This is a genomic window from Caldimonas manganoxidans ATCC BAA-369, from assembly GCF_000381125.1.
Classification (GTDB): domain Bacteria; phylum Pseudomonadota; class Gammaproteobacteria; order Burkholderiales; family Burkholderiaceae_C; genus Caldimonas; species Caldimonas manganoxidans.
In genome coordinates this window covers 37,451-58,770 of the sequence record NZ_KB905934.1, presented here as the reverse complement: position 1 = coordinate 58,770, position 21,320 = coordinate 37,451, and the positions used below count along the sequence as shown (strand labels likewise).

19 protein-coding genes are annotated in these 21,320 nt (G+C 66.8%); 4 read left to right on the top strand and 15 right to left on the bottom strand.

Translation table 11 applies throughout. The features are described from left to right. Positions 1 to 74: 74 nt before the first annotated feature. From F615_RS0105120 to F615_RS0105090, 7 genes are all read right to left on the bottom strand, one after another. Positions 75 to 1,589 (bottom strand): tripartite tricarboxylate transporter permease, encoded by a 1,515-nt coding sequence (locus tag F615_RS0105120; RefSeq protein ID WP_019560099.1) that lies wholly within the window; start codon positions 1,587 to 1,589, stop codon positions 75 to 77. 1 nt (position 1,590) lies between these two features. After that, on the bottom strand, positions 1,591 to 2,034 hold the full coding sequence (locus F615_RS0105115; protein ID WP_019560098.1) for a tripartite tricarboxylate transporter TctB family protein: 444 nt from the start codon (positions 2,032 to 2,034) through the stop codon (positions 1,591 to 1,593). A gap of 95 nt (positions 2,035 to 2,129) precedes the next feature. Next, the gene (locus tag F615_RS0105110) at positions 2,130 to 3,116 is read right to left on the bottom strand and encodes a Bug family tripartite tricarboxylate transporter substrate binding protein (RefSeq protein ID WP_019560097.1); all 987 of its coding nucleotides are present in this window, start codon (positions 3,114 to 3,116) and stop codon (positions 2,130 to 2,132) included. A gap of 60 nt (positions 3,117 to 3,176) precedes the next feature. After that, a complete protein-coding gene (locus tag F615_RS0105105; RefSeq protein WP_051090190.1) occupies positions 3,177 to 4,553 on the bottom strand; it encodes a sensor histidine kinase in 1,377 nt (458 codons plus the stop codon). A 62-nt stretch (positions 4,554 to 4,615) separates the two neighbouring features. Then, complete coding sequence (locus F615_RS0105100; RefSeq protein WP_019560095.1) at positions 4,616 to 5,290, bottom strand: response regulator; 675 nt, start codon at positions 5,288 to 5,290, stop codon at positions 4,616 to 4,618. Between the two features lie 28 nt (positions 5,291 to 5,318). Continuing rightward, positions 5,319 to 6,206, bottom strand: coding sequence for a tRNA glutamyl-Q(34) synthetase GluQRS (gene gluQRS / locus F615_RS0105095; protein WP_019560094.1), 888 nt, complete (start codon positions 6,204 to 6,206; stop codon positions 5,319 to 5,321). Then, a complete protein-coding gene (locus tag F615_RS0105090; RefSeq protein ID WP_019560093.1) occupies positions 6,203 to 7,192 on the bottom strand; it encodes a LysR substrate-binding domain-containing protein in 990 nt (329 codons plus the stop codon). Before F615_RS0105090 ends, gluQRS begins: the two co-directional genes overlap by 4 nt. A gap of 113 nt (positions 7,193 to 7,305) precedes the next feature. Here F615_RS0105090 and F615_RS0105085 point away from each other — a divergent pair, with 113 nt between their 5' ends. Then, a complete protein-coding gene (locus F615_RS0105085; RefSeq protein ID WP_019560092.1) occupies positions 7,306 to 8,013 on the top strand; it encodes a DUF599 domain-containing protein in 708 nt (235 codons plus the stop codon). On the opposite strand, the gene F615_RS0105080 is transcribed toward F615_RS0105085, so the two are convergent. Continuing rightward, complete coding sequence (locus tag F615_RS0105080) at positions 8,003 to 8,740, bottom strand: sulfurtransferase (protein WP_019560091.1); 738 nt, start codon at positions 8,738 to 8,740, stop codon at positions 8,003 to 8,005. The genes F615_RS0105085 and F615_RS0105080 overlap by 11 nt on opposite strands. A gap of 41 nt (positions 8,741 to 8,781) precedes the next feature. On the opposite strand from F615_RS0105080, the gene dnaE reads away from it, so the two are divergent. The 3 genes from dnaE to F615_RS0105065 all read left to right on the top strand — a co-directional run bounded on the left by dnaE (position 8,782) and on the right by F615_RS0105065 (position 14,190). Next, on the top strand, positions 8,782 to 12,282 hold the full coding sequence (gene dnaE, locus F615_RS0105075) for a DNA polymerase III subunit alpha (RefSeq protein WP_026330043.1): 3,501 nt from the start codon (positions 8,782 to 8,784) through the stop codon (positions 12,280 to 12,282). A 209-nt stretch (positions 12,283 to 12,491) separates the two neighbouring features. Next, positions 12,492 to 12,914 (top strand): hypothetical protein, encoded by a 423-nt coding sequence (locus tag F615_RS0105070; RefSeq protein WP_019560089.1) that lies wholly within the window; start codon positions 12,492 to 12,494, stop codon positions 12,912 to 12,914. A 64-nt stretch (positions 12,915 to 12,978) separates the two neighbouring features. After that, the gene (locus F615_RS0105065; RefSeq protein ID WP_033370971.1) at positions 12,979 to 14,190 is read left to right on the top strand and encodes a patatin-like phospholipase family protein; all 1,212 of its coding nucleotides are present in this window, start codon (positions 12,979 to 12,981) and stop codon (positions 14,188 to 14,190) included. Between the two features lie 20 nt (positions 14,191 to 14,210). On the opposite strand, the gene F615_RS17805 is transcribed toward F615_RS0105065, so the two are convergent. From F615_RS17805 to F615_RS0105030, 7 genes are all read right to left on the bottom strand, one after another. After that, on the bottom strand, positions 14,211 to 14,504 hold the full coding sequence (locus F615_RS17805; protein ID WP_169452416.1) for a ComEA family DNA-binding protein: 294 nt from the start codon (positions 14,502 to 14,504) through the stop codon (positions 14,211 to 14,213). A gap of 189 nt (positions 14,505 to 14,693) precedes the next feature. Next, the gene (locus tag F615_RS0105055; RefSeq protein ID WP_019560086.1) at positions 14,694 to 15,452 is read right to left on the bottom strand and encodes a hypothetical protein; all 759 of its coding nucleotides are present in this window, start codon (positions 15,450 to 15,452) and stop codon (positions 14,694 to 14,696) included. Continuing rightward, on the bottom strand, positions 15,449 to 16,606 hold the full coding sequence (gene lapB / locus F615_RS0105050) for a lipopolysaccharide assembly protein LapB (RefSeq protein ID WP_019560085.1): 1,158 nt from the start codon (positions 16,604 to 16,606) through the stop codon (positions 15,449 to 15,451). The genes F615_RS0105055 and lapB overlap by 4 nt, the downstream gene beginning before the upstream one ends. Continuing rightward, on the bottom strand, positions 16,596 to 16,919 hold the full coding sequence (locus F615_RS0105045) for a lipopolysaccharide assembly protein LapA domain-containing protein (RefSeq protein ID WP_019560084.1): 324 nt from the start codon (positions 16,917 to 16,919) through the stop codon (positions 16,596 to 16,598). Before F615_RS0105045 ends, lapB begins: the two co-directional genes overlap by 11 nt. A 42-nt stretch (positions 16,920 to 16,961) precedes the next feature. Next, the gene (locus F615_RS0105040) at positions 16,962 to 17,330 is read right to left on the bottom strand and encodes an integration host factor subunit beta (protein WP_259371328.1); all 369 of its coding nucleotides are present in this window, start codon (positions 17,328 to 17,330) and stop codon (positions 16,962 to 16,964) included. Between the two features lie 90 nt (positions 17,331 to 17,420). After that, on the bottom strand, positions 17,421 to 19,142 hold the full coding sequence (rpsA, locus tag F615_RS0105035; RefSeq protein ID WP_019560082.1) for a 30S ribosomal protein S1: 1,722 nt from the start codon (positions 19,140 to 19,142) through the stop codon (positions 17,421 to 17,423). 164 nt (positions 19,143 to 19,306) lie between these two features. Further along, positions 19,307 to 21,319: a bifunctional 3-phosphoshikimate 1-carboxyvinyltransferase/cytidylate kinase gene (locus F615_RS0105030; protein WP_019560081.1), complete on the bottom strand. Its 2,013-nt coding sequence runs from the start codon at positions 21,317 to 21,319 to the stop codon at positions 19,307 to 19,309. Position 21,320 lies beyond the last annotated feature (1 nt).

Genomic DNA, 21,320 nt, shown 5'->3' with positions numbered 1-21,320 from the left:
GTGCCAACGCAGGGGGCGCCTGCACCCCATGACAGGGCGCCGCCGGACGCCTCCGGCGGCGCCAGGGCTCGGCCTCAGGCGCGTTGCACCCGCAGCGCGCGGCGTTGGCGCAGCAGCGGTGGGATCACCAGCACGGCGGCGGCCAGCACCCACAGCGAGACGGCCACCGGGCTGGACCACAGGATGTGCAGCTCGCCATTGGTGATGGACAGCGCGCGGCGCAGGTTTTGCTCCATCAAATTGCCCAACACCACGCCCAACACCATCGGTGCCATGGGCAGGCTCATCTTGCGCAAGGCATAGCCGATCACGCCGATGCCCACCATCATCAGCAGGTCGAAGGTGCTGGAACTGAGCGCGTACACGCCGATGAAGCTCACGGCCAGGATGCCGGGTACCAGCAGCCAGCCGGGAATGGACAGCATCGAGGCAAACACGCGCACCATCGGCACGTTCATCACGAACAGCATCACGTTGGCGATGAACAGCGAGGCGATCAAGCCCCACACCAGTGCGGGTTGGGCATCGAAGAGCACCGGACCGGGGGTGATGTTGTAGAGCGTCAGCGCCCCCATCATCACCGCCGTCGTGCCCGAGCCGGGCACGCCCAGCGTGAGCATGGGAATGAAGGAGCCCGTGGCCGCGCTGTTGTTGGCCGCCTCGGGGGCGGCCAGTCCGCGTAAATCGCCCTGGCCGAACTTGGCCTGCGGATCCTTGCCTTCGTGCAGGCGCTTCTCGTTGGCATAGGCCACGGCCGAGGCCACGCTGGCGCCAGCGCCGGGCAGCACGCCGATGCCAAAGCCCAGCAAGGAAGCGCGGATCGTGGACCACCAGGTCAGGCGCAGCTCCTTCAGGTTGAACAGCTTGCGCTCCCCAGGGGGGACTTCGACTTTGTGGCCTGCCAGCAGGTTTTCCAGCATCTGCAGCATCTCGGCGATGGCGAACAGGCCAATCACCACCACCACGAAGTCGATGCCATCGGCCAGCTCCGGCAGGTCGAAGGTGTAGCGGTACACCCCGGAGTTGGCATCCACGCCGACGGTGGAGATGGCCAGACCGATGGCGGCAGCCAACAAGCCTTTGACCGGTTTGTCGCCCAGCAGGCTGCTCAAGGCGCAAAAGGCAAAGACCATCAGGACGAAATACTCTGCCGGACCGAAGGCCAAGGCCCATTGGGCCACCAGGGGCGCGAAGGCCGCCACGCCCAGGATGGCCACGGTCGAGCCGATGAACGAGGCCCAGGCCGACAGCGACAAGGCCACGCTGGCCAGGCCTTGCCGGGCCAGCGGGTAGCCGTCCAGGGTGGTCATCACCGCGGCGGCCTCGCCAGGCACGTTGATCAGGATGGAGGTGATGCGCCCACCGTATTCGGCGCCCACGTAGACGGCCGCCAACAGGATGAGGGCGGTTTCCGGCGGCAGATTCATCGCGAAGGCGATCGGCACCAGCATGGCCACGCCGTTGATCGGCCCCAGGCCGGGCAACACGCCCACGACCGTGCCCAGAAAAGCCCCGATGGCCGCCACCAGCAGGTTCAGCGGAGAAAAGGCCACGCCAAAGCCCAGCCCCAGATGTTGCAGGATGTCCATGTCAGCCCCCGAAGCTCAAGAGTCCCGTGGGCAAGACCACGTCGAAGACCTTGTCGAACAGCAAGTACAGCCCCAGCCCCAGGCCCACGCCGCCGATGGCGCATTGGTGCCAGCGGCCACCGAAGAGGCGGCCGACGAAGACGGCCATCAAGGCGGTGGACACGATGAAGCCCAGGCTCACGAAGACCGCTGCATAGCCGGCCACCAGCGCCGCCATCGTGGCAATGCGCGCGTTGGCCCCGCGCGGGTTGGGCTCGGCGCGCTCGCGCCCGCGCACCAGCAGCCACAGCCCGCACAGGGCCATGACGGCTGCCAGCAGCAGCGGAAACGCGCGCGGGCCCACGGGTTCATACGAAAATGGGGCTTCCAGGCCCCAGCCCTGCCAGGTCAGCAAGGCGGCCAGCAGCAGGGCAAAGACGCCCAGCACGCGGTCGTTGAGCATCATGGGAACACTCCAGGAAGTCGGCAGACGAACCCCGTGGCCAGGCTCGCGGCCGGCGCACCGGGGTCGGGGGTGGGATTGGGCGGTCGGGACGGGGGTTACTTGGCCAAGCCGAAGTCCTTGACCAGTTCGGCGTAGGCGCGGGTGCGTTCTTTGACGAAACGGTCCAGCTCGGGGCCCGCCATGTCGAAGGGGAACAAGCCGCGCTGTTGCTGCAAGGCGGCGTAGCCGGGCGCGCTCATGGCCTTTTTGAAGGCATCGACCCACCATTGGTAGTCGGCATCCGACACCTTGGGGCCGACATAAAAGCCGCGGATGATGGGCCAATCGATCTCGAAGCCTTGCTCGATCGCGGTGGGCACGGCTGCCAAGCGGCCGGGCAGGCGCTTCTTGCTGTAGACGGCCAGCACGCGCACCGGGGCCCCACCCTCCAAGGCTTGGGCGGCTTCCGACGCATCGCCCATTTGCACCTGGATGTGGCCGCCGCGCAGCGCGGTGAGCACCTCGCCGCCGCCTTCGAAGGCCACATACCGCATGCGCTTGTAGTCCACGCCGGCGGCCTTGGCCGTCAGCGCGGCTTTCATCCAGTCTTGGCTGCCGACCGAGCCGCCACCGCCCAGCACGATCTTGCTCGGGTCTTCTTTGAGCGCAGCCATCAGGCCCTTGAGGTCCTTGTAGGGCGAGTCTTCGCGCACCATGGCCACGCCATAGTCGGCACCCACGGCGGCCAGCCAGCGCACGTCGTCCACGGTGTACTTGCCAAACTTGCCTTGGGCCAGGTTCAGCAGCGAGCCGCCGGAGAAGGCGACGATGGTGCCGGCTTCGGCCGGTCGCTGGGTGATGATGTTGTTGTAGGCCACGGCGCCGACGCCGCCGGGCATGTAGGAGATGCGCAGCGGGGTTTTGAGTGCGCCGCTGTCGGCCAGCGCGGTTTGGGCCAAGCGGCAGGTCAGGTCGAAGCCACCGCCGGGTTGGGCCGGGGCCACGCATTCGGGGCGGGCGGGTTCGGCCTGCGCGAGGGTGCCAATACTCAACACGGTGGTGGCCAGCCAGGCCGCTGCGGTCGATCGAAAGCGGGAGGTCATGGTCTGTCTCCTGAGGGTCATGAAGTAGCGGCCGACAGGGCCGCGGCGAACAGACCAAGGCTAAGAAGTCGCAGCTTTCGGAAGGCTTTCAGCCGCAGGACCAGGACCTAGGGGAAACACCAGGCTGGCGCGCAAGCCCGGTGGGGGGTCGCACGATTCCAGTCGCAGGTGGGCGCCGTGCACCTGGGCGATGGTGTGCACGATGGCCAGGCCCAGCCCGGCGCCGGTGTGCTGTTTGCCTGCCTGCCCACGCCGAAAGCGCACCCCGGCGCGCTCGATGTCTTGCGCGCTCATGCCGGGGCCTTGGTCTTCCACCTGCAGCACGGCATGGCGCGCGTCCTGGAGCACATGCAGGGTCACGGCACGGCCGGCGGGTGTGTAGCGGATGGCGTTGTCCACCAGGTTGATCAGCGCTTCGCGCAGCAGCCACTCGCTGCCGCCGACGACCACGGGCGCTTGGGGGGCTTCCACGCCAAAGTCGAGTCGTTTGGCGCGTGCGTGGGGCACGAGCTGACGCGCGACGCCTTGCGCCAGCGCCACCAGATCCACCGGCTCCATGGCCAGCCCGCCTTCGGCCAGCGAGGCTTCGCGGGCGCGCGCCAAGGCCAGCATCTGGTTGGCCATGCGCACGGCGCGGTCCAGGCCTTCATGCATGGCCTGCAAGGCGCGGCGCACCTCGGCCGGGTCGGTCTCGCGCAGCGCAAAGTCCACCTGGGTGCGCAGCACGCTCAAAGGGGTGCGCAACTGATGCGAGGCATCGTCGAGGAACTGGCGCTGGGTGCGCGCCATGTCGGCATAGCGAGCCATGTGCCGATTCACCGCCGCCACCAAGGGGCGCACTTCCGAGGGCAGGTCTGCGTCGTCGATGGGGCGCAGGTCATCGGCCGGTCGGGCTTCGAGTTCACGTTGCAGGCGTGTCAGCGGCCGCAGCGTCATCACGATGCCGCTGATCAACAGCACCATGCTCATGGCGATGCCCAACAGATCGCGCTCGATCGAGCGGCGCAACACGTGGTGCAAAAACACCTCTCGCGTGCCCAGGCTTTCGGCCACTTGCACGATGATGCGGGTGTGGGGGTTGTTCGGCAGCGGGGGCGAGGCCAGACGGGCCATCGCGGCCACCCGCACCGGCGTGTCTTCGTGCATGGCGTAATAAAAACGCGGCTCGCCCGTGATCAAGGGCTCACGCGGCAGCGGCAAGAACGGACTGCCGATTTCGGCCAGGCCGTCTTCGGTCGAGACGCGGAAGTACACCCGCGCGTCGGTGGTCAGCTCGAAGAACTCCAGCAGCAAAAACGGCTGCTCCACGGCCAAGCCGCCGCTGGCGGTGGACACATTGAGGTCGATGGCGCGCAACGCCCCGGCCAGCGCCCGATCGTAGGCGGCATCCACCTGGTCGCGCAGCCATTGGTTGGAGAACCACAAGCTGGCCCCCATGATGAACGCCAAGCCGGGCACCAGCCACCACAACAGGGCCGATTTGAGACTGCGAACGCGTTTCACGGTGCATCGGCTTCCAGGCAATAGCCCAGGCCGCGCAAGGTGACGATGTGCACGCCCGTGCCGGCCAGCTTTTTGCGCAAGCGGTGGACATAGACCTCGATGGCTTCCAGGTTCACATCGGCCTCGTCGGCGAAGACGCGATCGAGGATGTGCTGCTTGCTCAAAGGCTCGCCACTTTTTTGGATCAGGGCGCGCAAGACGGCATGCTCGCGCGGAGACAGCGGCAGCACCTCTGCGCCCACCGTGAAGCGTTGCGAGGCGGCGTCGAAGTGCAGCGGCCCACAGGCCAGACGCGGATGCTCCTTGCCGCGGGCTCGCCGCACCAGGGCCAGCAGCCGGGCTTCGAGTTCTTCGACCATGAAGGGCTTGGGCAAGAAATCGTCGGCGCCTTCGTGCAAGGTGCCCACCCGCTCGGCCAGCGAGTCGCGCGCGGTGAGCACCAGCACCGGGGTGCGGTCGTCGCGCTCACGCATGCGGGCGATCACCCCGCGGCCGTCCAGTCCGGGCAGCCCCAGGTCGAGCACCACGGCGTCGAAGCTCTCGGTGGACAAGCGGCGGTCGGCCAGCACGCCGTCATGCGCCCAATCGACGACGATGCCGGCATGCTGGGCCAGCGTCTTGGCCAACCAGCGGGCCAGTTCGGGCTCGTCTTCCACCAGCAGGATGCGCATGGGTCTGTGTCTCCTGCGCCGCAGTGTGTCACAGCCAGCGGGCGCGCCAGGCCTCCACCAGGGCGGCCAACAGGCTGGGCAGATCGCGTCCCTGGGCCGACAGGCCCAACACGCGGGCGGCGGCCCCCACTGCGGACAGTGGGTCGCTGGTGTCCAGTGCTCGAGCCCCGGTTTGCTTCGACAGCTTTTCCCCGCTGGGCCCCAGCACCAGCGGCGTGTGCAGGTAGCGCGGGGTGGGCAGACCCAGCAGTCGCTGCAAGTGGATTTGACGCGCCGTGTTGTCGGCCAGGTCCTCGCCGCGCACGACATGGGTGATGCCTTGCTCGCCATCGTCCACCACCACGGCCAGCTGATAGGCCCACAGGCCATCGGCCCGCTTGAGCACGAAGTCGCCCACCGCACGGCTCAGATCCTGATGCTGGGGTCCCAGACGGCGGTCGGTCCAGTCGATCTGGACCCCCTGGCCGCTGGCATGCACGGTGCGCAGCCGCCAGGCCCGTGGAGGTTTGCCTGCCAAACCGCCGCGGCAGGTGCCCGGGTAGATGCGCTCGCCATGGCGGGCATGCGCCAGGCCTTGCGCGGCCAAGGTCTGTTCGATCTCCTTGCGGCTGCAGCCGCAGGGATAGCACCAGCCAGCGGCTTTCAGCCGCTCGAGCGCCTGCTCGTACAAGTGCTGGCGCCGAGATTGCCACACCGGCGGGGCATCGGGCACGAGGCCGCAGCGGGCGAGTTGCGCAAGGATGAGGTCATCGGCGCCAGGCACGCAGCGAGGCGCATCGATGTCCTCGATGCGCACCAGCCAGCGCCCGCCATGAGCACGGGCGTCGAGCCAGCTGGCCAAGGCGGCCACCAGGGATCCGGCATGCAAGGGGCCGGTGGGCGAGGGCGCAAAGCGCCCGACATAGGGCGCGCTCATGCGAGCACCGCCGCGCCGTGGTGGCGCTGCAGCAAGGCGCTGCGGGTGGCAGGCCGGTCCAGTTGCTCGAGCCACCAGCGCAGTCCCAGCCCAAGGCCCTGCCGGTTGGCGGGGTCGCAACCCAGGCCCGGCGGACAGCGCCAGGCGTAGTACATGGCCGGGGGATGGCGGGGGCGCGCCACGGCCTTGACCACCAGGCGGCCGGCCTGGACCTGCGGGCTCACCAGGCCGCGCGGCAGAAACCCACAGCCCAACCCGCGCAGAATGGCTTCCAGCTTGGCCGGCACGCTGGGGACGGTCAGCACATCCTGACCCGGCAACAGGTTGATCGTCATCGGGGCCAGACGCTGGGCCGTGTCGGCCACGGCAACAGCCCGATGGCGCTCCAACTGGGCATCGGTGATCGGCTCGGTGGCGCCGGCCAGCGGATGGTGCGGCGCCACGACGAAGTCCATCTCTAAGCGTCCGAGCGGCAGCATGGCGATGCCGGCCACCGGTGCGGGCTCGCCGACCACGCCCAGGGCCAGGTCGGCTTGGCCCTGCACCAGGGCTTCCCAGGTGCCGGCCAGCACCTCGCTGCGCAGGCGCAGGCGCGGGCCCGGCCCCGCGGGGGGATTGATGGCGTAAAAGGCTTCACACAAGTCGAACACCGTCGGGCTCGACAAGATGCTGTCCACCACGATACTGAGCTGGGGCTCCCAGCCCGAAGCCACTCGGCGCACCCGGTGGGCCACGGCATCGATGGCTTGCAGCAAGCGTTGCCCCTCGGCCAACAGCTCTTGACCGGCCGGGGTGAGCTGGGCCTGGCGGGAGCGACGGTCGAACAGCAGCACGTCCAGCGCCTGTTCGAGCTGACGCACGCTGTAGGTCAATGCCGAGGGCACCTTGCCGAGCTCGCGTGCGGCCGCAGCAAAGCTGCCGCTGCGCGCGATCGCCTCGATCATGGCCAGCGCTTCGGGGGTCAGGGCATTGCGTCGGTCGTTCATCGACTCGGGTTCCAATGCTTGGAATGATGCCATCGAGGCGGCACGCACGCGCCGTTCATGCCCTGGGTCGGGCCGGGCAGTCGGTTGCCGCGCGCTGGGCTACAGTGCCGCCCATGGACGCCGTACTCGACATCATCACCTTGCTGCCCTGGGCCGACTGGCTGGCCCTGGCCTGGTTCTTCGCGGCTTGGGCGGCCTATGCGCTGTTTGCTCGCCATCGGGGCCAAACGGAAATGACCGTGCTGGGGGTGACCAACCGGCTGCGCCGCCAATGGATGCTGCAGACCACCCATCGCGACGTGCGCGTGATCGATGGCATCGTGATCCAGAGCCTGTCCAGCAGCCCGTCATTTTTCGCATCCACCACCATCCTGATCATCGGCGGCTTGCTGGCCGTGCTGGGAACCAGCGAGAAGGCCACCGAGCTGGTGGCCGAGATTCCCTTTGCGGCGCGCACCTCGGTGCTGGTGTTCGACCTGAAGGTCTTGGTGCTCACGGGCGTGTTCGTGTTCGCCTTTTTTCGCTTCACCTGGTCGCTGCGTCAATACACCTTCGGGGCCTTGATGATCGCCTCGGCGCCCGACTATCGCGAGTTCGCCAAAGATGAAGCCGCACGCCAGGAGTTCGCGCAGCGGGCCGGTCGTGTCGTGGGGCTGGCGGCCGAAACCTTCAACGACGGTTTGCGGGCCTACTACATGGCGTTTGCACTGATCGGCTGGTTTTTCTCACCCCTGGTGTTTGCGGTGCTCACCGCCGGCGTGATCTGGGTCTTGTACCAGCGCGAATTCCGCTCCGACGTGCTGGCCGTGCTCAAGTCTTGAGGGGTTGCAGGTCCGCAGCCAGCACCTGGCGCTCGTCGAAGACGAAGCAGCCGCCGTGGAAATGGCGCGAGCCCATCAGCTCGAAGTATTTCAAAATGCCACCATCGAGCTGGTAGATGTGCTCCAGCCCGCACTCACGCAGGTAGAGCGCGGCTTTTTCGCAGCGAATACCGCCGGTACAAAAGCTGACCACCGTCTTGCCGACGAGCTCGTCTCGATGGGCCTTCGCCGCCTTGGGAAAGTCGCTGAACTTTGCCAGCCGCCAATCGATCGCCCCGTCGAACGTGCCGTGGTCCACCTCGAAGGTATTGCGGGTGTCCAGCGTCACCACCGGGCGCCCCTGGTCATCGTGGCCTGCCTCCAGCCAGCGAGCCAGCGTGGGGGCATCCACCGCTGGGGCGCGGCCTTGGTGCGGACGGATGGTGGGTTGGTTCATGCGGATGATTTCGCGCTTGACCTTCACCTTCAGCCGCCGGAAGGGCACGCCGTCCGACAGGCTTTCCTTGGGGTTCAGGTCTGCGAAGCGGTCGTCCGAGCGCAGCCATTGCACGAAGTCGCGCACGGCCTGCACGGGGCCGGCCAGAAAGAGGTTGATGCCCTCCTCGGCCAGCAGCACGGTGCCGCGCAGCCCCAGACCGCTGGCATGCGCGTGGATGCGCTCGCGCAGGCGCTGGCAGTCGTCCAACGCGACGAAGCGATAAGCCGAAATGTTCAGTATGGAGCTCACGGCGCCGGATTGTAGGCAGGCGGCTGCCTAAAATGACCCGCATGGCCTTCATCCACCTGCGCACCCACACCGAATACTCCGTCGTCGATGGCACTTTGCGCATCGATGACATGGTCCAGGCCGCCGTGTCCGATGGACAAGCCGCAGTCGCGATCACGGACTTGTCCAACCTCTTTGGCGCGATCAAGTTCTACAAAGCCGCCCGCGAGGCGGGTGTCAAACCCATCCTCGGGGCCGACGTGTGGATCGAGCCGCTGGCTGGCCTGGGTCATGATCGCCAGCCCAGCCGACTGTTGCTGCTGATCCAGAACCGTCAGGGCTATCTGAATCTGTGCGAGTTGCTGGCGCGCGGCTGGACCCGCAACGTGCAGCGCGCGCAGGCGTGGCTGCGCTGGGAGTGGCTGGAGTCCCTGGGCGAAGGGCTCATCGCGCTGTCCGGGGCCGACCAAGGCTTGGTCGGTCAGGCCTTGCTGGCTGGCGACCTGCCGCGCGCCAAAGCGGCTGCGCAACGTCTGGCCGCGCTGTTTCCCGCGCGCTTCTATCTGGAGCTGCAACGTGCCGGCTTGCCCGGCCATGAAGCCCATGTGCGTTCAGCAGTGCCTCTGGCAGCCGAGTTGGGACTGCCGGTGGTGGCCACCCATCCGGTGCAGTTCCTCAGCCCGGAGGATTTCGAGGCGCACGAAGCCCGCGTGTGCATCGCCGAAGGCGAAACGCTCACCAACCCAAGGCGCATCAAACGCTTCACGCGAGAGCAGTATTTCAAGACCCAGGCCGAGATGGAAGCCTTGTTCGCCGACATTCCCTCGGCGCTGGCCAACTCGGTGGAGATTGCCAAGCGTTGCAACCTGAGTTTGGTGCTGGGCAAGCCGCAGCTGCCCGACTTCCCCATCCCCGAGGGGCTGACGATGGCGCAGTACTTCCGGCAGGTCTCGCTCGCCGGACTGGAAGAACGGTTGGCCCACCTCTACCCGGATGAGACCGAGCGACAGCGGCAACGCCCGGCCTATGTGCAACGACTCGACTTCGAGATCGACACCATCTTGAAGATGGGTTTTCCGGGCTACTTTCTCATCGTGGCCGATTTCATCAACTGGGCCAAGAACAACGGCTGCCCGGTCGGTCCGGGGCGCGGCTCGGGGGCCGGGTCGCTGGTGGCCTATGCGTTGAAAATCACCGACCTCGACCCGCTGCGCTACAACCTGCTGTTCGAGCGCTTCCTGAACCCCGAACGTGTGTCGATGCCCGACTTCGACATCGACTTCTGCCAGGCCAACCGTGACCGCGTCATCGACTACGTGAAGGAGCGCTACGGACGCGAGGCGGTCTCACAAATCGCCACCTTCGGCACCATGGCCGCCAAAGCTGCGCTGCGCGACGTGGGCCGCGTGCTGGGCATGGGCTACGGCCATGTGGACGGCATCGCCAAGCTCGTGCCGGCACCGCCGGGCAAGACCGTCACGCTCAAGCGCCCTGGCGACAAGCCCGACCCGAACCTGATCTATGCCCGCAAGGAAGCGCCCGAGCTGGAAGAGCGCGAGAAGAACGAAGAAGAAGTGGCCGAACTGCTGGCCTTGGCCGAACGGGTCGAAGGCCTGGTGCGCAACATCGGCATGCATGCCGGCGGCGTGCTGATCGCCCCGGGCAAGATCACCGATTTTTGTCCGCTGTACATGCAGCCAGGCAGCGATGCGGCGGTGTCCCAATACGACAAAGACGATGTGGAAGCCATCGGTCTGGTCAAGTTCGACTTCCTGGGCCTGGCCACGCTGACCATCCTGGAGATGGCCAAGGAATTCATCGTCGCGCGCCATCCCGACCAGAAGGATTTCGATTTCGCCAAGATCCCGTTGGACGACAAGGCCGCCTACGAGCTGCTGTCCGAAGGCAAGACGGTGGCCGTGTTCCAGCTGGAATCGCGTGGCATGCAGGGCATGCTGCGCGATGCCAAGCCCAGCGTGTTCGAAGACATCATTGCGCTGGTGGCCTTGTACCGACCGGGGCCGATGGATCTCATCCCCTCGTTCTGCGCGCGCAAGCACGGGCGCGAGCCGGTGGAGTATCCCCACCCGCTGATGGAAAGCGTGCTCAAGGAGACCTACGGCATCATGGTCTACCAAGAGCAGGTGATGCAGGTGGCTCAGATCGTCGGCGGCTACTCGCTCGGTGGCGCCGACTTGCTGCGCCGTGCCATGGGCAAGAAAAAGCCCGAGGAGATGGCCAAACACCGCGTCATCTTCGCCGAGGGGGCGGCCAAAAACGGCATCGACGCGGCCAAGGCCAACGAGATTTTCGACTTGATGGAGAAGTTCGCCGGCTACGGCTTCAACAAGTCGCATGCTGCGGCCTACGCGCTGCTGGCCTATCACACCGCTTGGCTCAAAGTGCATTACCCGGCCGAGTTTTTCGCGGCCAACATGAGCGTGTCCATCGACGACACCGACAAGCTCAAAGTCTTCTTCGACGACGCGGTGCAGAACTTTGGGATCAGTTTCGAGATGCCCGATGTCAACACCGGCGTCTACCGCTTCGAGCCCATCGGGGATCGCCGCGTGCGCTATGGCCTGGGCGCCATCAAGGGCACGGGCCAAGGCGCCATCGAGGCCATCGTCCAGGCCCGGCAGGCCGGCGGGCGTTTCAAGAGCTTTTTCGATTTCTGCGCGCGCGTGGATCGGTCACGCATCAACAAGCGCGTGGTCGAGGCCCTCATCAAAGCCGGTGCCTTCGATGGCATCGAGCCCAACCGTGCCGCCTTGCTGGCCAGCGTGTCCCTGGGCTTCGAATATGCCGACACCCAGGCTGCGCATGCCGACCAAGGCGGCTTGTTCGACTTTGGCGACACCCATGGTTCGTCCATGCAGGAACCCGCGCTCGTGAATGTCGAGCCATGGAGCATCAAGGCGCGTCTGATGCACGAAAAGCCGGCCATCGGCTTTTATCTGTCGGGCCACCTGTTCGATGAATACGCCCCCGAAGTGCGCCGCTTCGTACGGCAACGCATCGCCGACGTGCAAGACAGCCGCGAGCCCCAATTGCTCGCGGGCATCGTCAGCGAGCTGCGCGTGGTCAACGGCCAGCGCGGCCGGGTGGCGATTTTCAAGCTCGACGACAAGACCGAGGTCATCGAGGCCGTGGTCAACGAGGAATTGCTCGAAGCCCACCGTGAATGGCTGCAGGACGACGAACTGCTCATCGTGCAAGGCAAGGTCCAGCCCGACCGTTTCTCCGGCGGGCTGCGCCTGAACGTGCAGCAGGTCTGGGATCTGGCGGCCGCGCGCTGCCGTTTCGGCCGCTACCTGCGCGTGGCCGTCAACGGTCAGGCCTTGCCCGTGCGTGAACTGCTACAAGCCCATCCACCGCGACGCCTGCTCACCGAACATGGCGAGCTGGTGCAAGGGCTGTCGGTGCGCCTGGCCGTGCACCGCCCGCGGGCCTATGGCGAGATCGACCTGGGCGATGCCGCGCGCTTCTATCCCACCGACGAAGCCCTCGAGCACTGGCGACGCGGAGCCCATGAAGGGCAGGCGAGCATCGTGTATGACTGAGCCCACGCCTCCACGCAGCCGCGGTGTTTGTAACTCTTTGTAAGGGTCGGCAGCTGCGCCCCGCGGTTTGGGCGACGGAGTGTCAGAAATTGATGCACATCTGGCAACGTTTCCCATTTTCGGGCCAGCATTCCCGCTAGGATGAGAATTCCGTTCCATCAGGGAGCCTTGGGGGCGCTTCGGCCCCGGGCTTCAAGGAGTCGTTCCTCATGAAAGCACGTCCTGGCCTGGCGGCCGCCGTCCTGGCTGCCGCCCCTGTCTTGGCCGCAGCCGGCAGCACCAGCGTGGGGGTGTCGGTCAGCATCCACGAGCCGGGCTTCTACGGTCGCGTCGACATCGGTCATGGGCCGCCGCCGGCGGTGATTTATCCGCAACCGGTCCTCATTGCGCCGCCGGCCGTGGTGGTGCCTCAGCGGCCCATTTACCTGCGGGTGCCGCCGGGGCATGCGAAGCATTGGCACAAGCACTGCCACGAATACAACGCTTGCAGCACCCCGGTGTACTTCGTGAAGTACGACGAGGACCGTGAGCGCCGCTACTGGGAAGAGAAGAAGAAGCACAAGCACAAGGGCGGCCACGAGCACAAGGGCGGGCACGGCCGGCCCGACCACCCGGGGCGCGGCCGCGACTGAGTTCGCGCGGCGGACGCCGGGGCCTGCGTGCACGCGCGGCCCCGGCCGCCCTACACTGCGGTGCATGAGGTCAAGTTCCCTGGCCGGCCTCGTGCTGATGGGCGGAGGCGCCCGTGCGGCCTATCAAGTCGGCGTGCTGCAAGCCATGGCGGGCCTGCTGAAAGAACGCAACGCGGCTCGCCGCACTCCCTTTCCCATCGTGGTGGGCACCTCGGCCGGTGCCATCAATGCCAGCGCGCTGGCCTGCGGGGCGGCCGATTTCGTGGCTGCGGTCGAAGAGTTGGCCGCGGTGTGGTCGCAGCTGCGGGTCGAGCAGGTGTTTCGGGCCGATTCCCTCGGGGTCATTCGTAGCGGGGCGCGCTGGCTGACGCTGCTTTCGCTGGGCTGGTTGCTGACCCGCTGGTGGCGCCAGCGTCCCCGCAGCCTGCTGGACAACCGGCCGCTGGCCGCGCTGTTGCATCGCCGCCTGGACCTGCGTCGCATCGACTGGGCCTTGCGTCATCATCATTTGCATGCCCTGGCCGTGACGGCGTCGAGCTATTCCTCGGGCCAGCATGTCACCTTCTACCAGGCCTGCCGTCCGATCGAGCCCTGGTCCCGCTCGCAGCGCCTGGCCGAATCCACACGCCTGACGCACTCGCATCTGCTGGCCTCTGCGGCCATTCCCTTCGTCTTTCCGGCGGTGCCTTTGCAGGTGCAGGGGCAGCGGGAATACTTCGGCGATGGCTCGATGCGCCAGACCGCCCCCATCTCGCCGGCCGTGCACCTCGGGGCGCAGCGCATCCTCGTGATTGGCGCAGGGCGCCTGCAGGAGCCCCCGGGGCCGCGGGCCGTCTGTGGCGACTATCCTTCGCTGGCCCAGATCGCCGGCCATGCGCTGTCGAACATCTTTCTCGATGCGTTGGCGGTGGATGTGGAGCGCGCGCGCCGCATCAATCACACACTGTCCTTGCTCAGCCCCGAGGCCCGTGAGCGCACCAGCCTGCGTCCCTTGGACCTGCTGGTGATCGCTCCAAGCCAGCGCCTGGACGATCTGGCCGCCGGCCACGTGGCCGAGCTGCCCGCTCCGATCCGCGCCTTGCTGCGGGCCTTGGGCGTGCACAGCGATGGGCAGTCGCCAGGGGAAGGGGCGGCACTGGTCAGCTACCTATTGTTTGAACCGGGCTATGTGCACGCGTTGATGGAACTGGGCCGCCAGGACACACTGGCGCGCCGCGCCGAGGTGGAGCATTTCCTCGGGCTGGCGGGCGCGCAGGCCTCCGAGGCGGCGATTTGAACCCGGCCGTCGGGGGCAGATCAACGCGCGGCGGCCCGAGCTGGCGGGTCCAGCCGGCGCCCAAGGGCCTGATGCTGTGCCAGGCTCACGCCATTGACTGTCAGTCCTTGGGCCGACCACTGACGTGCCTTGCGCTCGCCCACGCCGGGCATGCGATCGATGAAGTCGTCCCAATCGCGAAACGGCGAGCGGCGCCGTTCCGTGACGATGCGCTCGGCCAACTTCGGGCCGATGCCCTTGACCGACTGCAAGCCGGTGGCATCGAGCCGATTGACGTCGCCCACGGCATGGGCGCCAGGGGAAAGCAGGGTCAAGCAAAGCGCCATCAGCGCGCCAGTCCAGCCAGTGCGCATGACATCCTCCCGAAGCGGTCGCCGCCGGTCCGTGCCGGCGCGTACGGGGCAAAGTCTAAGGAGGGAAGACCTTGGCGTCTTCCCGCGAAAAGGGGGGGCGCCAGGCGCAGCGAGTCTCTGGTGCGCGTCGCGCCGCGGGGGCAGGGCGGTTCACTCCCGCCAATGCTCGGCCACCCAGGGCGCGGGGCGGGCATAGCGGCGCCAGCGCCACGGGGTGCCGACGATCGCGTCAGGCGGGTTGATCGTGCCGTGGAACACCAAGACCCGCGCATCGGCGGGCGCTTGCGGCTGGCGCCAATAGTTGCTGGGCCAGCGGGGCAGGCAATGGTACTTGTAGCTCGCGCACCACTGGCGCGGCCAATAGGCCAACAGGCCGCGCTCGTGCAGATAGGCCGAGAGATAGGCCTGTTCATTGCGGTAGCGGCGGCGGATGTCGGCCTGATGGGCGCGGAAGTGAGACAGCACCCCTCCCAGTTGGCCCAGCCGGAAACGGTACACCGAAGAGTTGCCCGTGATGCGCCAAGGGCGCTTCCAGTCGTGAATGATCAGGAACTCGCCGGGGTGCTCGAAGAAGGCATCGAGCGAACCGACGATCACCACATCGACATCCAGGAACAGGGCCGTGCCCCTCAGCCCGTACAGGTCCGGCTCGAAGGTGGTGAGCTTTTTCCAGCCGCGCTCGGGAATGCCTGCGGGCAGCGCCAGCTCCGGGATGGGGTGACATTCCACCTCGGCCCGCAGCCCCTGCGGGTCGTCGGTGAGGCAGACGAAGCGGAAATCCCCGCTCAGGTGACGGCGCACCATCCCATAGAGCCGGTTGACGTACTCAGGACCGTACTTCGTGCCCCACTTCATGCACAGGATCACGCGGTCCGAGTCGCGCGGGCTGGGGCGAGCGGGTTCAGTCATAGTTCATCGAGATGGCGCGGCGGGTAGCTGTCCCAGCTGTGGCAGCCGGGGCATTGCCAGAAGTAGTGCTGGGCCTCGAAGCCACACGCGGCGCAGCGGTAGCGTTGCAGCGGACGGGCGGTGGCGGCCAGCACTTTGTGCATCGACTGCAGCTCCTGCGGGCTCAAGACGTCTTGTCGGTGCAGGCATTCCTCCACCAGTCCGGCCGCGGCGCCCACCGATGCCTGACGCTCCAGATGCTCGGCCAGCCGCCGGCGCCGTGCCGCCGGATCGGCATCGAGTTGCAGCAGCGCGCGCAGCAGGGCCGTGCTCGGCTGCTGGTCGTACAGCGTCTGCAATCGGCGCAGTGCCTGCGGTACTTGGCCGGCGGCCTGGGCGCTGGTGGCGTAAGCCTGGGCCACCAGCGCGAAACGCTCTGGCTGCACGGCCATCAGATCCCCCCAGGTGGCCAGGGCGTCCTCATGTCGCCCCTGGCGGGCCAGGCGTTCGCCTTGCATCACGATGGGCCGCGCCGCATGCGCGGCCGCTTGACGTGCGCGGGCCAGGGCCTGCTCGGCCGCGGCACTGTCTCCGCGCGCATCGGCTTCATGGGCCAGCTCACAATGGTAGTGGGCGATGCGCTGCGCGAAGGAACCCGTGGCGGCGGCCTCGAGCTTGGTGGCCGTCTCGATGGCGGCGGGCCAGTCCCGCGAGCGTTCGTACAGCGCCAGCAGCGCCAGTCGGGCTTCGGTGGCGAAGGCGGTGTTCTCGAGCGCCCGATAGGCTGCCTCGGCCCGATCGAACAGACCGGCTTTCATGAAATCCTGGGCCAAGGCGTATTGGGCGCGCTCGCGCTCGGCACGCGGCAAGTCCGCGCGGCTGAGCAAGTGTTCGTGCACGCGCACCGCGCGCTCGTATTCCCCCCGGCGACGGAAGAGATTGCCCAAGGCGAAATGCAGGTCCGTGGTGTCCGGATCGTGCTGGACGGCCTCGATGAAGGCATCGATGGCCTTGTCCTGCTGCTCATTGAGCAGCAGGTTCAGGCCCTTGAAATAGGCTTTGGGTGAAGATTGCTGCTCACGACGCCATTGGCGCAGATCCAGACGAGAGGCCAGCCAACCCAGGCCAAAGACCAGGGGCAGCCCCAGCAGCAACCACTGGTAGTCAAATTCCATCGCGCGGCGGATGGGTCAGGCGCAGGCTCTCGGCCGTGGCCGACGAGTGGGCAGAAGGCGCCGCTGAGGCCAGCTCGGCAGCCACCGGACGCGAGGCCCGCGCTGCCCGGCGCTGGCGCCACCAACTCGGCACCATCGCCAGCACGCCGAACACGCAGCCCAGCACGAAGGCCGCAAGCACGACGAGCACCATCGGGGCGCGTGTCTCGTGGCCGAAAAACCATTTCAGTTCCACCTCGTGCTGGTTGTTGAGCGCGAAGGCGAACAGAACGAAGAAGAGGAAGGCTCGGAACAGCCAGGTCAGGGCTCGCATCGACCAGATTCTATCGGCGCCGCAGCGGCCGCCGCCAAGGTCTCAAACGGCCGTGGGCTCTTGGGGGGTGGGCGTATCCGGGGCGTCGATCGGCTGGCGGTCCACGGCCTCACGCAGGGCTTTGCCGGGCTTGAAGTGCGGCACGAGTTTTTCGGGGATCAGCACCTGCTCGCCCGAGCGCGGGTTGCGACCCATGCGCGGCGGGCGGCGGTTGATCGAGAAGCTGCCGAAGCCGCGGATCTCGATGCGGTGGCCGCGTGCCAGGGCCTCGGCCATGGCGTCGAGCATGGTCTTGACCGCAAACTCGGTGTCGCGATGGGTGAGCTGGCTGAAACGCTCGGCCAACTGGTTCACGAGATCGGATCGGGTCATGGTGCGCTCGTCCTGGGTGCACGGGCTCGAGGCTGGGATGAAGGGCAGCGATGCCGGCGGCCCCTCACCACAACCCCGCGGGGTTGCGTGCGGCGTCCTGGCGGGCCCGCCAGGACGCCGACCTTGGCATCAGCCGTTGTTGCTGTTTTGGGTGTCGAGCTTGGCCTTGAGCAGGGCGCCCAGGCTGGTCGTGCCGGCATTGCCGGCGCTCTCGGCCGACAGGCGCTGCAGCGCTTCTTGCTGCTCGGCGCTGTCCTTGGCCTTGATCGACAGCTGGATGCTGCGGGCCTTGCGGTCGACATTGATGATGAGCGCGGTGACTTCGTCGCCTTCCTTCAACACGTTGCGGGCGTCTTCCACACGGTCGCGGGAAATTTCCGAGGCCCGCAGGTAACCCACCACATCGTCGGCGAGCTGGATCTCGGCGCCGCGGGCGTCCACGCTCTTGACCGTGCCGGTGACGGTCGCACCACGGTCATGCACTGCGGTGTAGTTGCTGAACGGATCGGCATCGAGTTGCTTGATGCCCAGCGAAATGCGCTCGCGCTCCACGTCGATGGCCAGCACGACGGCTTCGACTTCCTGGCCTTTCTTGTAGTTGCGCACGGCGGTTTCGCCCGGCTCGTTCCACGACAGGTCGGACAGATGCACCAGCCCATCGATGCCGGAGGCCAGGCCGATGAAGACACCAAAGTCGGTGATCGACTTGACAGGCCCCTTGACCTTGTCGCCACGCTTGTAATTCTGAGCAAACTCTTCCCAGGGATTGGGCTTGCACTGCTTCATGCCCAAGGAGATGCGACGCTTGTCCTCGTCGATCTCCAGGACCATGACCTCGACTTCGTCGCCCAGCGCGACGATCTTGCTGGGGGCGACGTTCTTGTTGGTCCAATCCATTTCGGAGACGTGCACCAGGCCTTCGATGCCCGGCTCGATCTCGACGAAGGCGCCGTAGTCGGCGATGTTGGTGATCTTGCCGAACAGGCGGGTGCCAGCCGGGTAGCGGCGCGCCACGCCCACCCAGGGATCGTCGCCCAATTGCTTCAGGCCCAGCGAGACACGGTTCTTCTCGGCGTCGAACTTCAGCACCTTGGCGCGCACTTCTTGGCCGACACTGACCACTTCGGAAGGATGGCGCACACGACGCCAGGCCATGTCGGTGATGTGCAGCAGACCGTCGATGCCGCCCAGGTCGACGAAAGCGCCGTACTCGGTGATGTTCTTGACCACGCCATCGACGATGGCGCCTTCGTGCAAGGTCTCGAGCAGCTTGGCGCGTTCTTCGCCCATCGACGCCTCGATGACCGCGCGGCGGCTGAGCACCACGTTGTTGCGCTTGCGGTCGAGCTTGATGACCTTGAACTCCATCGTCTTGCCCTCGTACGGGCTCATGTCCTTGACCGGACGGGTGTCGATCAGGGAGCCCGGCAGGAAGGCGCGGATGCCGTTGACCAGCACGGTCAGGCCGCCCTTGACCTTGCCGGAGACGGTGCCCGTGACGAAGTCGCCCGACTCGAGGGCGCGCTCCAGCTGCAGCCAAGAGGCCAGACGCTTGGCCTTGTCGCGCGACAGAATGGTGTCGCCATAGCCGTTTTCGACGGCGTCGATGGCCACTGCCACGAAGTCGCCGACTTGGACTTCGAGTTCGCCTTGGTCGTTCTTGAATTCCTCGATGGGGATGTAAGCCTCGGACTTGAGCCCGGCGTTCACGACGACGAAGTTGTAGTCGATACGAACGACTTCGGCGGTGATCACTTCGCCAGCGCGCATTTCCGAGCGCTTGAGAGACTCTTCGAACAGAGCGGCGAAGGATTCCTGGCCTTGAGAGGCGGCAGCAGCGGTTTCAGACATGAAAAGATTCCTGGTGCCGACCTGCGACCGGCAAAGCGCGGCCGGGACGACCGCGGGTTGGGTTGACGAATCCGGCCTTCCAGCGTGCCTGCACGGCACAGGAGGGAGAAAACCGGGCCCACCACCCTGGCCGGCTCGCAGGACCGGTCAGGGTTTTTGGCCGTTCACTTAAACGGCCGGCGCTGTGCCCACCACACCAACACCTGCTGCACCGAAGCCTCGATGGAAAGTGCTGAGTTGTCGAGCAACTGCGCATCTTGTGCAGGCCTCAATGGCGCTGTGCGGCGACTCTGGTCTCGCGCATCGCGCGCCTTCAAGGCCTGCAAAAGGGTATCAAGGTTAGCAGAAATTCCCTTGGAAATCAATTGCTTATGCCGTCGCTGGGCGCGTGTTTCGGCGCTGGCGGTGAGGAAGACCTTCAAGGTGGCATCCGGGAAAATCACGGTGCCCATGTCGCGGCCGTCGGCCACCAGGCCCGGCAGACGGCGAAACTCGAGTTGGCGCTGGCGCAGGGCGTCGCGCACGGCCGCATGGGCCGAGATCTGCGAGGCCAGGGCCCCGATGTCTTCGCGGCGCACGGCCTCGCTCACGTCACGGTCCCCCAGCCAGATGCGGCCCGGCTCGAAGCGCAGCGGCAACTGGGCGGCCAAGGCGGCCAGCGCGGCTTCGTCTTGCGCGTCCAGGCCGGCTTCCTGGGCCGCCAAGGCCGCGGCTCGGTACAGCGCGCCCGAGTCGAGCAGGTGATACCCCAGGGCTTTGGCCACTTCGGCGGCCAAAGTGCCCTTGCCCGAGGCGGTCGGGCCATCGATCGTCAGCACGGGGATGTCGGCCACCTCGGCGCGGGCCACGCTGAACAGAGTTTCGAAGTAATCGGGGAAGGTCTTGGCCACACAGCGCGGCTCCAGGATGCGCAAGGGCTGCGGCGCCGACAGGCCATCGATCAGACCATGGAAGGCCGCCAGCGAAAAGCACATGGCCACCCGGTGGTCGTCATAGGTGTGGATCGCCGCGGCACGCACTTGGCGCAGCGGGTACACCGTGAGGCTGTCGGCGGCCTCGATCACCTCGGCGCCAAGCTTGCGCAGCTCGGTGGCCATGGCGGCAATGCGGTCGGTTTCCTTCACGCGCCAGCTGGCGATGTTGCGCAAGGTGGACGGGCCATCGGCATACAAGGCCATGATGGCCAAGGTCATTGCCGCATCCGGGATGTGATTGCAGTCCAGGTCTATCGCTCGCAGCGGCCAGCGGCCGCGGTGGACTTCGAGCCAATTCGGGCCCTGTTGCACGACGGCCCCCATGGCCTGTGCGGCGTCGATGAAGCGAATGTCGCCTTGGATGGAGTGGGCCCCCACCCCTTCGATGCGCACGGGCGCCTGCGCAGAGGCCGCCAGCGCGCCCAGCGCGATGAAGTACGAGGCCGAGGAGGCGTCGGCCTCGACATGGATCTCGCCAGGGGACCGATAGGTCGCCCCTTGGGCGATGGTGAAGGCGCGCCAGCCCTCACGCTGCACTTGCACGCCAAAGCGCGCCAGCAGCTGCAGCGTGATCTCGATGTAGGGTTTGGAGATGAGTTCGCCCACGACCTCGATGCGCACAGGGGCTTGCGCACACAGCAGCGGTGCGGCCATCAACAAGGCGGTGAGGAACTGACTGGAGACATCGCCGCGCACGCGGATCGGCGCATCGACGCGAGGGTGGCCGCCCGTCAGCCGCAGGGGCGGGTAGCCTGCTTGCCCGAGGTAGTCGATTTGGCAGCCCAGGTCGCGCAGTGCGTCGACCAGGTCGCCGATCGGCCGTTCGTGCATGCGCGGCACTCCGCTGAGCTCGAAGCATCCGCCTTGCAGGCCGCTGAGCACGGCCAGCGTGGCCACCAGCGGCCGCATCGCGGTGCCGGCATTGCCCAGAAAGAGTTGGGCCTCATGCACTGCCAAGCGGCCGCCCAGGCCGTGGATCACCAGTGCGTCTGCTTCGCGCTCGATGCCGCAACCCAACTGGCGCAGCGCCTCCAACATTACCCGCGTGTCGTCGGAGTCGAGCAGGTCGTACACGCGCGTGCGGCCCTGGCACAGGCCGGCCAACAGCAGCACGCGGTTGGATATGCTTTTGGACCCAGGCAGCCGCACGGTGCCGGCGGCCGAGCGCAGTGGGGGCAGATCGAGGAAGGCGGTGGTGTACATG

Coding starts and splice junctions, on each gene's coding strand:
- F615_RS0105120 (WP_019560099.1), bottom strand. CDS start 1,589: ATGGACATCCTGCAACATCTGGGGCTGGGCTTTGGCGTGGCCTTTTCT.
- F615_RS0105115 (WP_019560098.1), bottom strand. CDS start 2,034: ATGATGCTCAACGACCGCGTGCTGGGCGTCTTTGCCCTGCTGCTGGCC.
- F615_RS0105110 (WP_019560097.1), bottom strand. CDS start 3,116: ATGACCTCCCGCTTTCGATCGACCGCAGCGGCCTGGCTGGCCACCACC.
- F615_RS0105105 (WP_051090190.1), bottom strand. CDS start 4,553: ATGGGGGCCAGCTTGTGGTTCTCCAACCAATGGCTGCGCGACCAGGTG.
- F615_RS0105100 (WP_019560095.1), bottom strand. CDS start 5,290: ATGCGCATCCTGCTGGTGGAAGACGAGCCCGAACTGGCCCGCTGGTTG.
- gluQRS (WP_019560094.1), bottom strand. CDS start 6,206: ATGAGCGCGCCCTATGTCGGGCGCTTTGCGCCCTCGCCCACCGGCCCC.
- F615_RS0105090 (WP_019560093.1), bottom strand. CDS start 7,192: ATGAACGACCGACGCAATGCCCTGACCCCCGAAGCGCTGGCCATGATC.
- F615_RS0105085 (WP_019560092.1), top strand. CDS start 7,306: ATGGACGCCGTACTCGACATCATCACCTTGCTGCCCTGGGCCGACTGG.
- dnaE (WP_026330043.1), top strand. CDS start 8,782: ATGGCCTTCATCCACCTGCGCACCCACACCGAATACTCCGTCGTCGAT.
- F615_RS0105070 (WP_019560089.1), top strand. CDS start 12,492: ATGAAAGCACGTCCTGGCCTGGCGGCCGCCGTCCTGGCTGCCGCCCCT.
- F615_RS0105065 (WP_033370971.1), top strand. CDS start 12,979: ATGAGGTCAAGTTCCCTGGCCGGCCTCGTGCTGATGGGCGGAGGCGCC.
- F615_RS0105055 (WP_019560086.1), bottom strand. CDS start 15,452: ATGACTGAACCCGCTCGCCCCAGCCCGCGCGACTCGGACCGCGTGATC.
- lapB (WP_019560085.1), bottom strand. CDS start 16,606: ATGGAATTTGACTACCAGTGGTTGCTGCTGGGGCTGCCCCTGGTCTTT.
- F615_RS0105045 (WP_019560084.1), bottom strand. CDS start 16,919: ATGCGAGCCCTGACCTGGCTGTTCCGAGCCTTCCTCTTCTTCGTTCTG.
- rpsA (WP_019560082.1), bottom strand. CDS start 19,142: ATGTCTGAAACCGCTGCTGCCGCCTCTCAAGGCCAGGAATCCTTCGCC.
- F615_RS0105030 (WP_019560081.1), bottom strand. CDS start 21,319: ATGTACACCACCGCCTTCCTCGATCTGCCCCCACTGCGCTCGGCCGCC.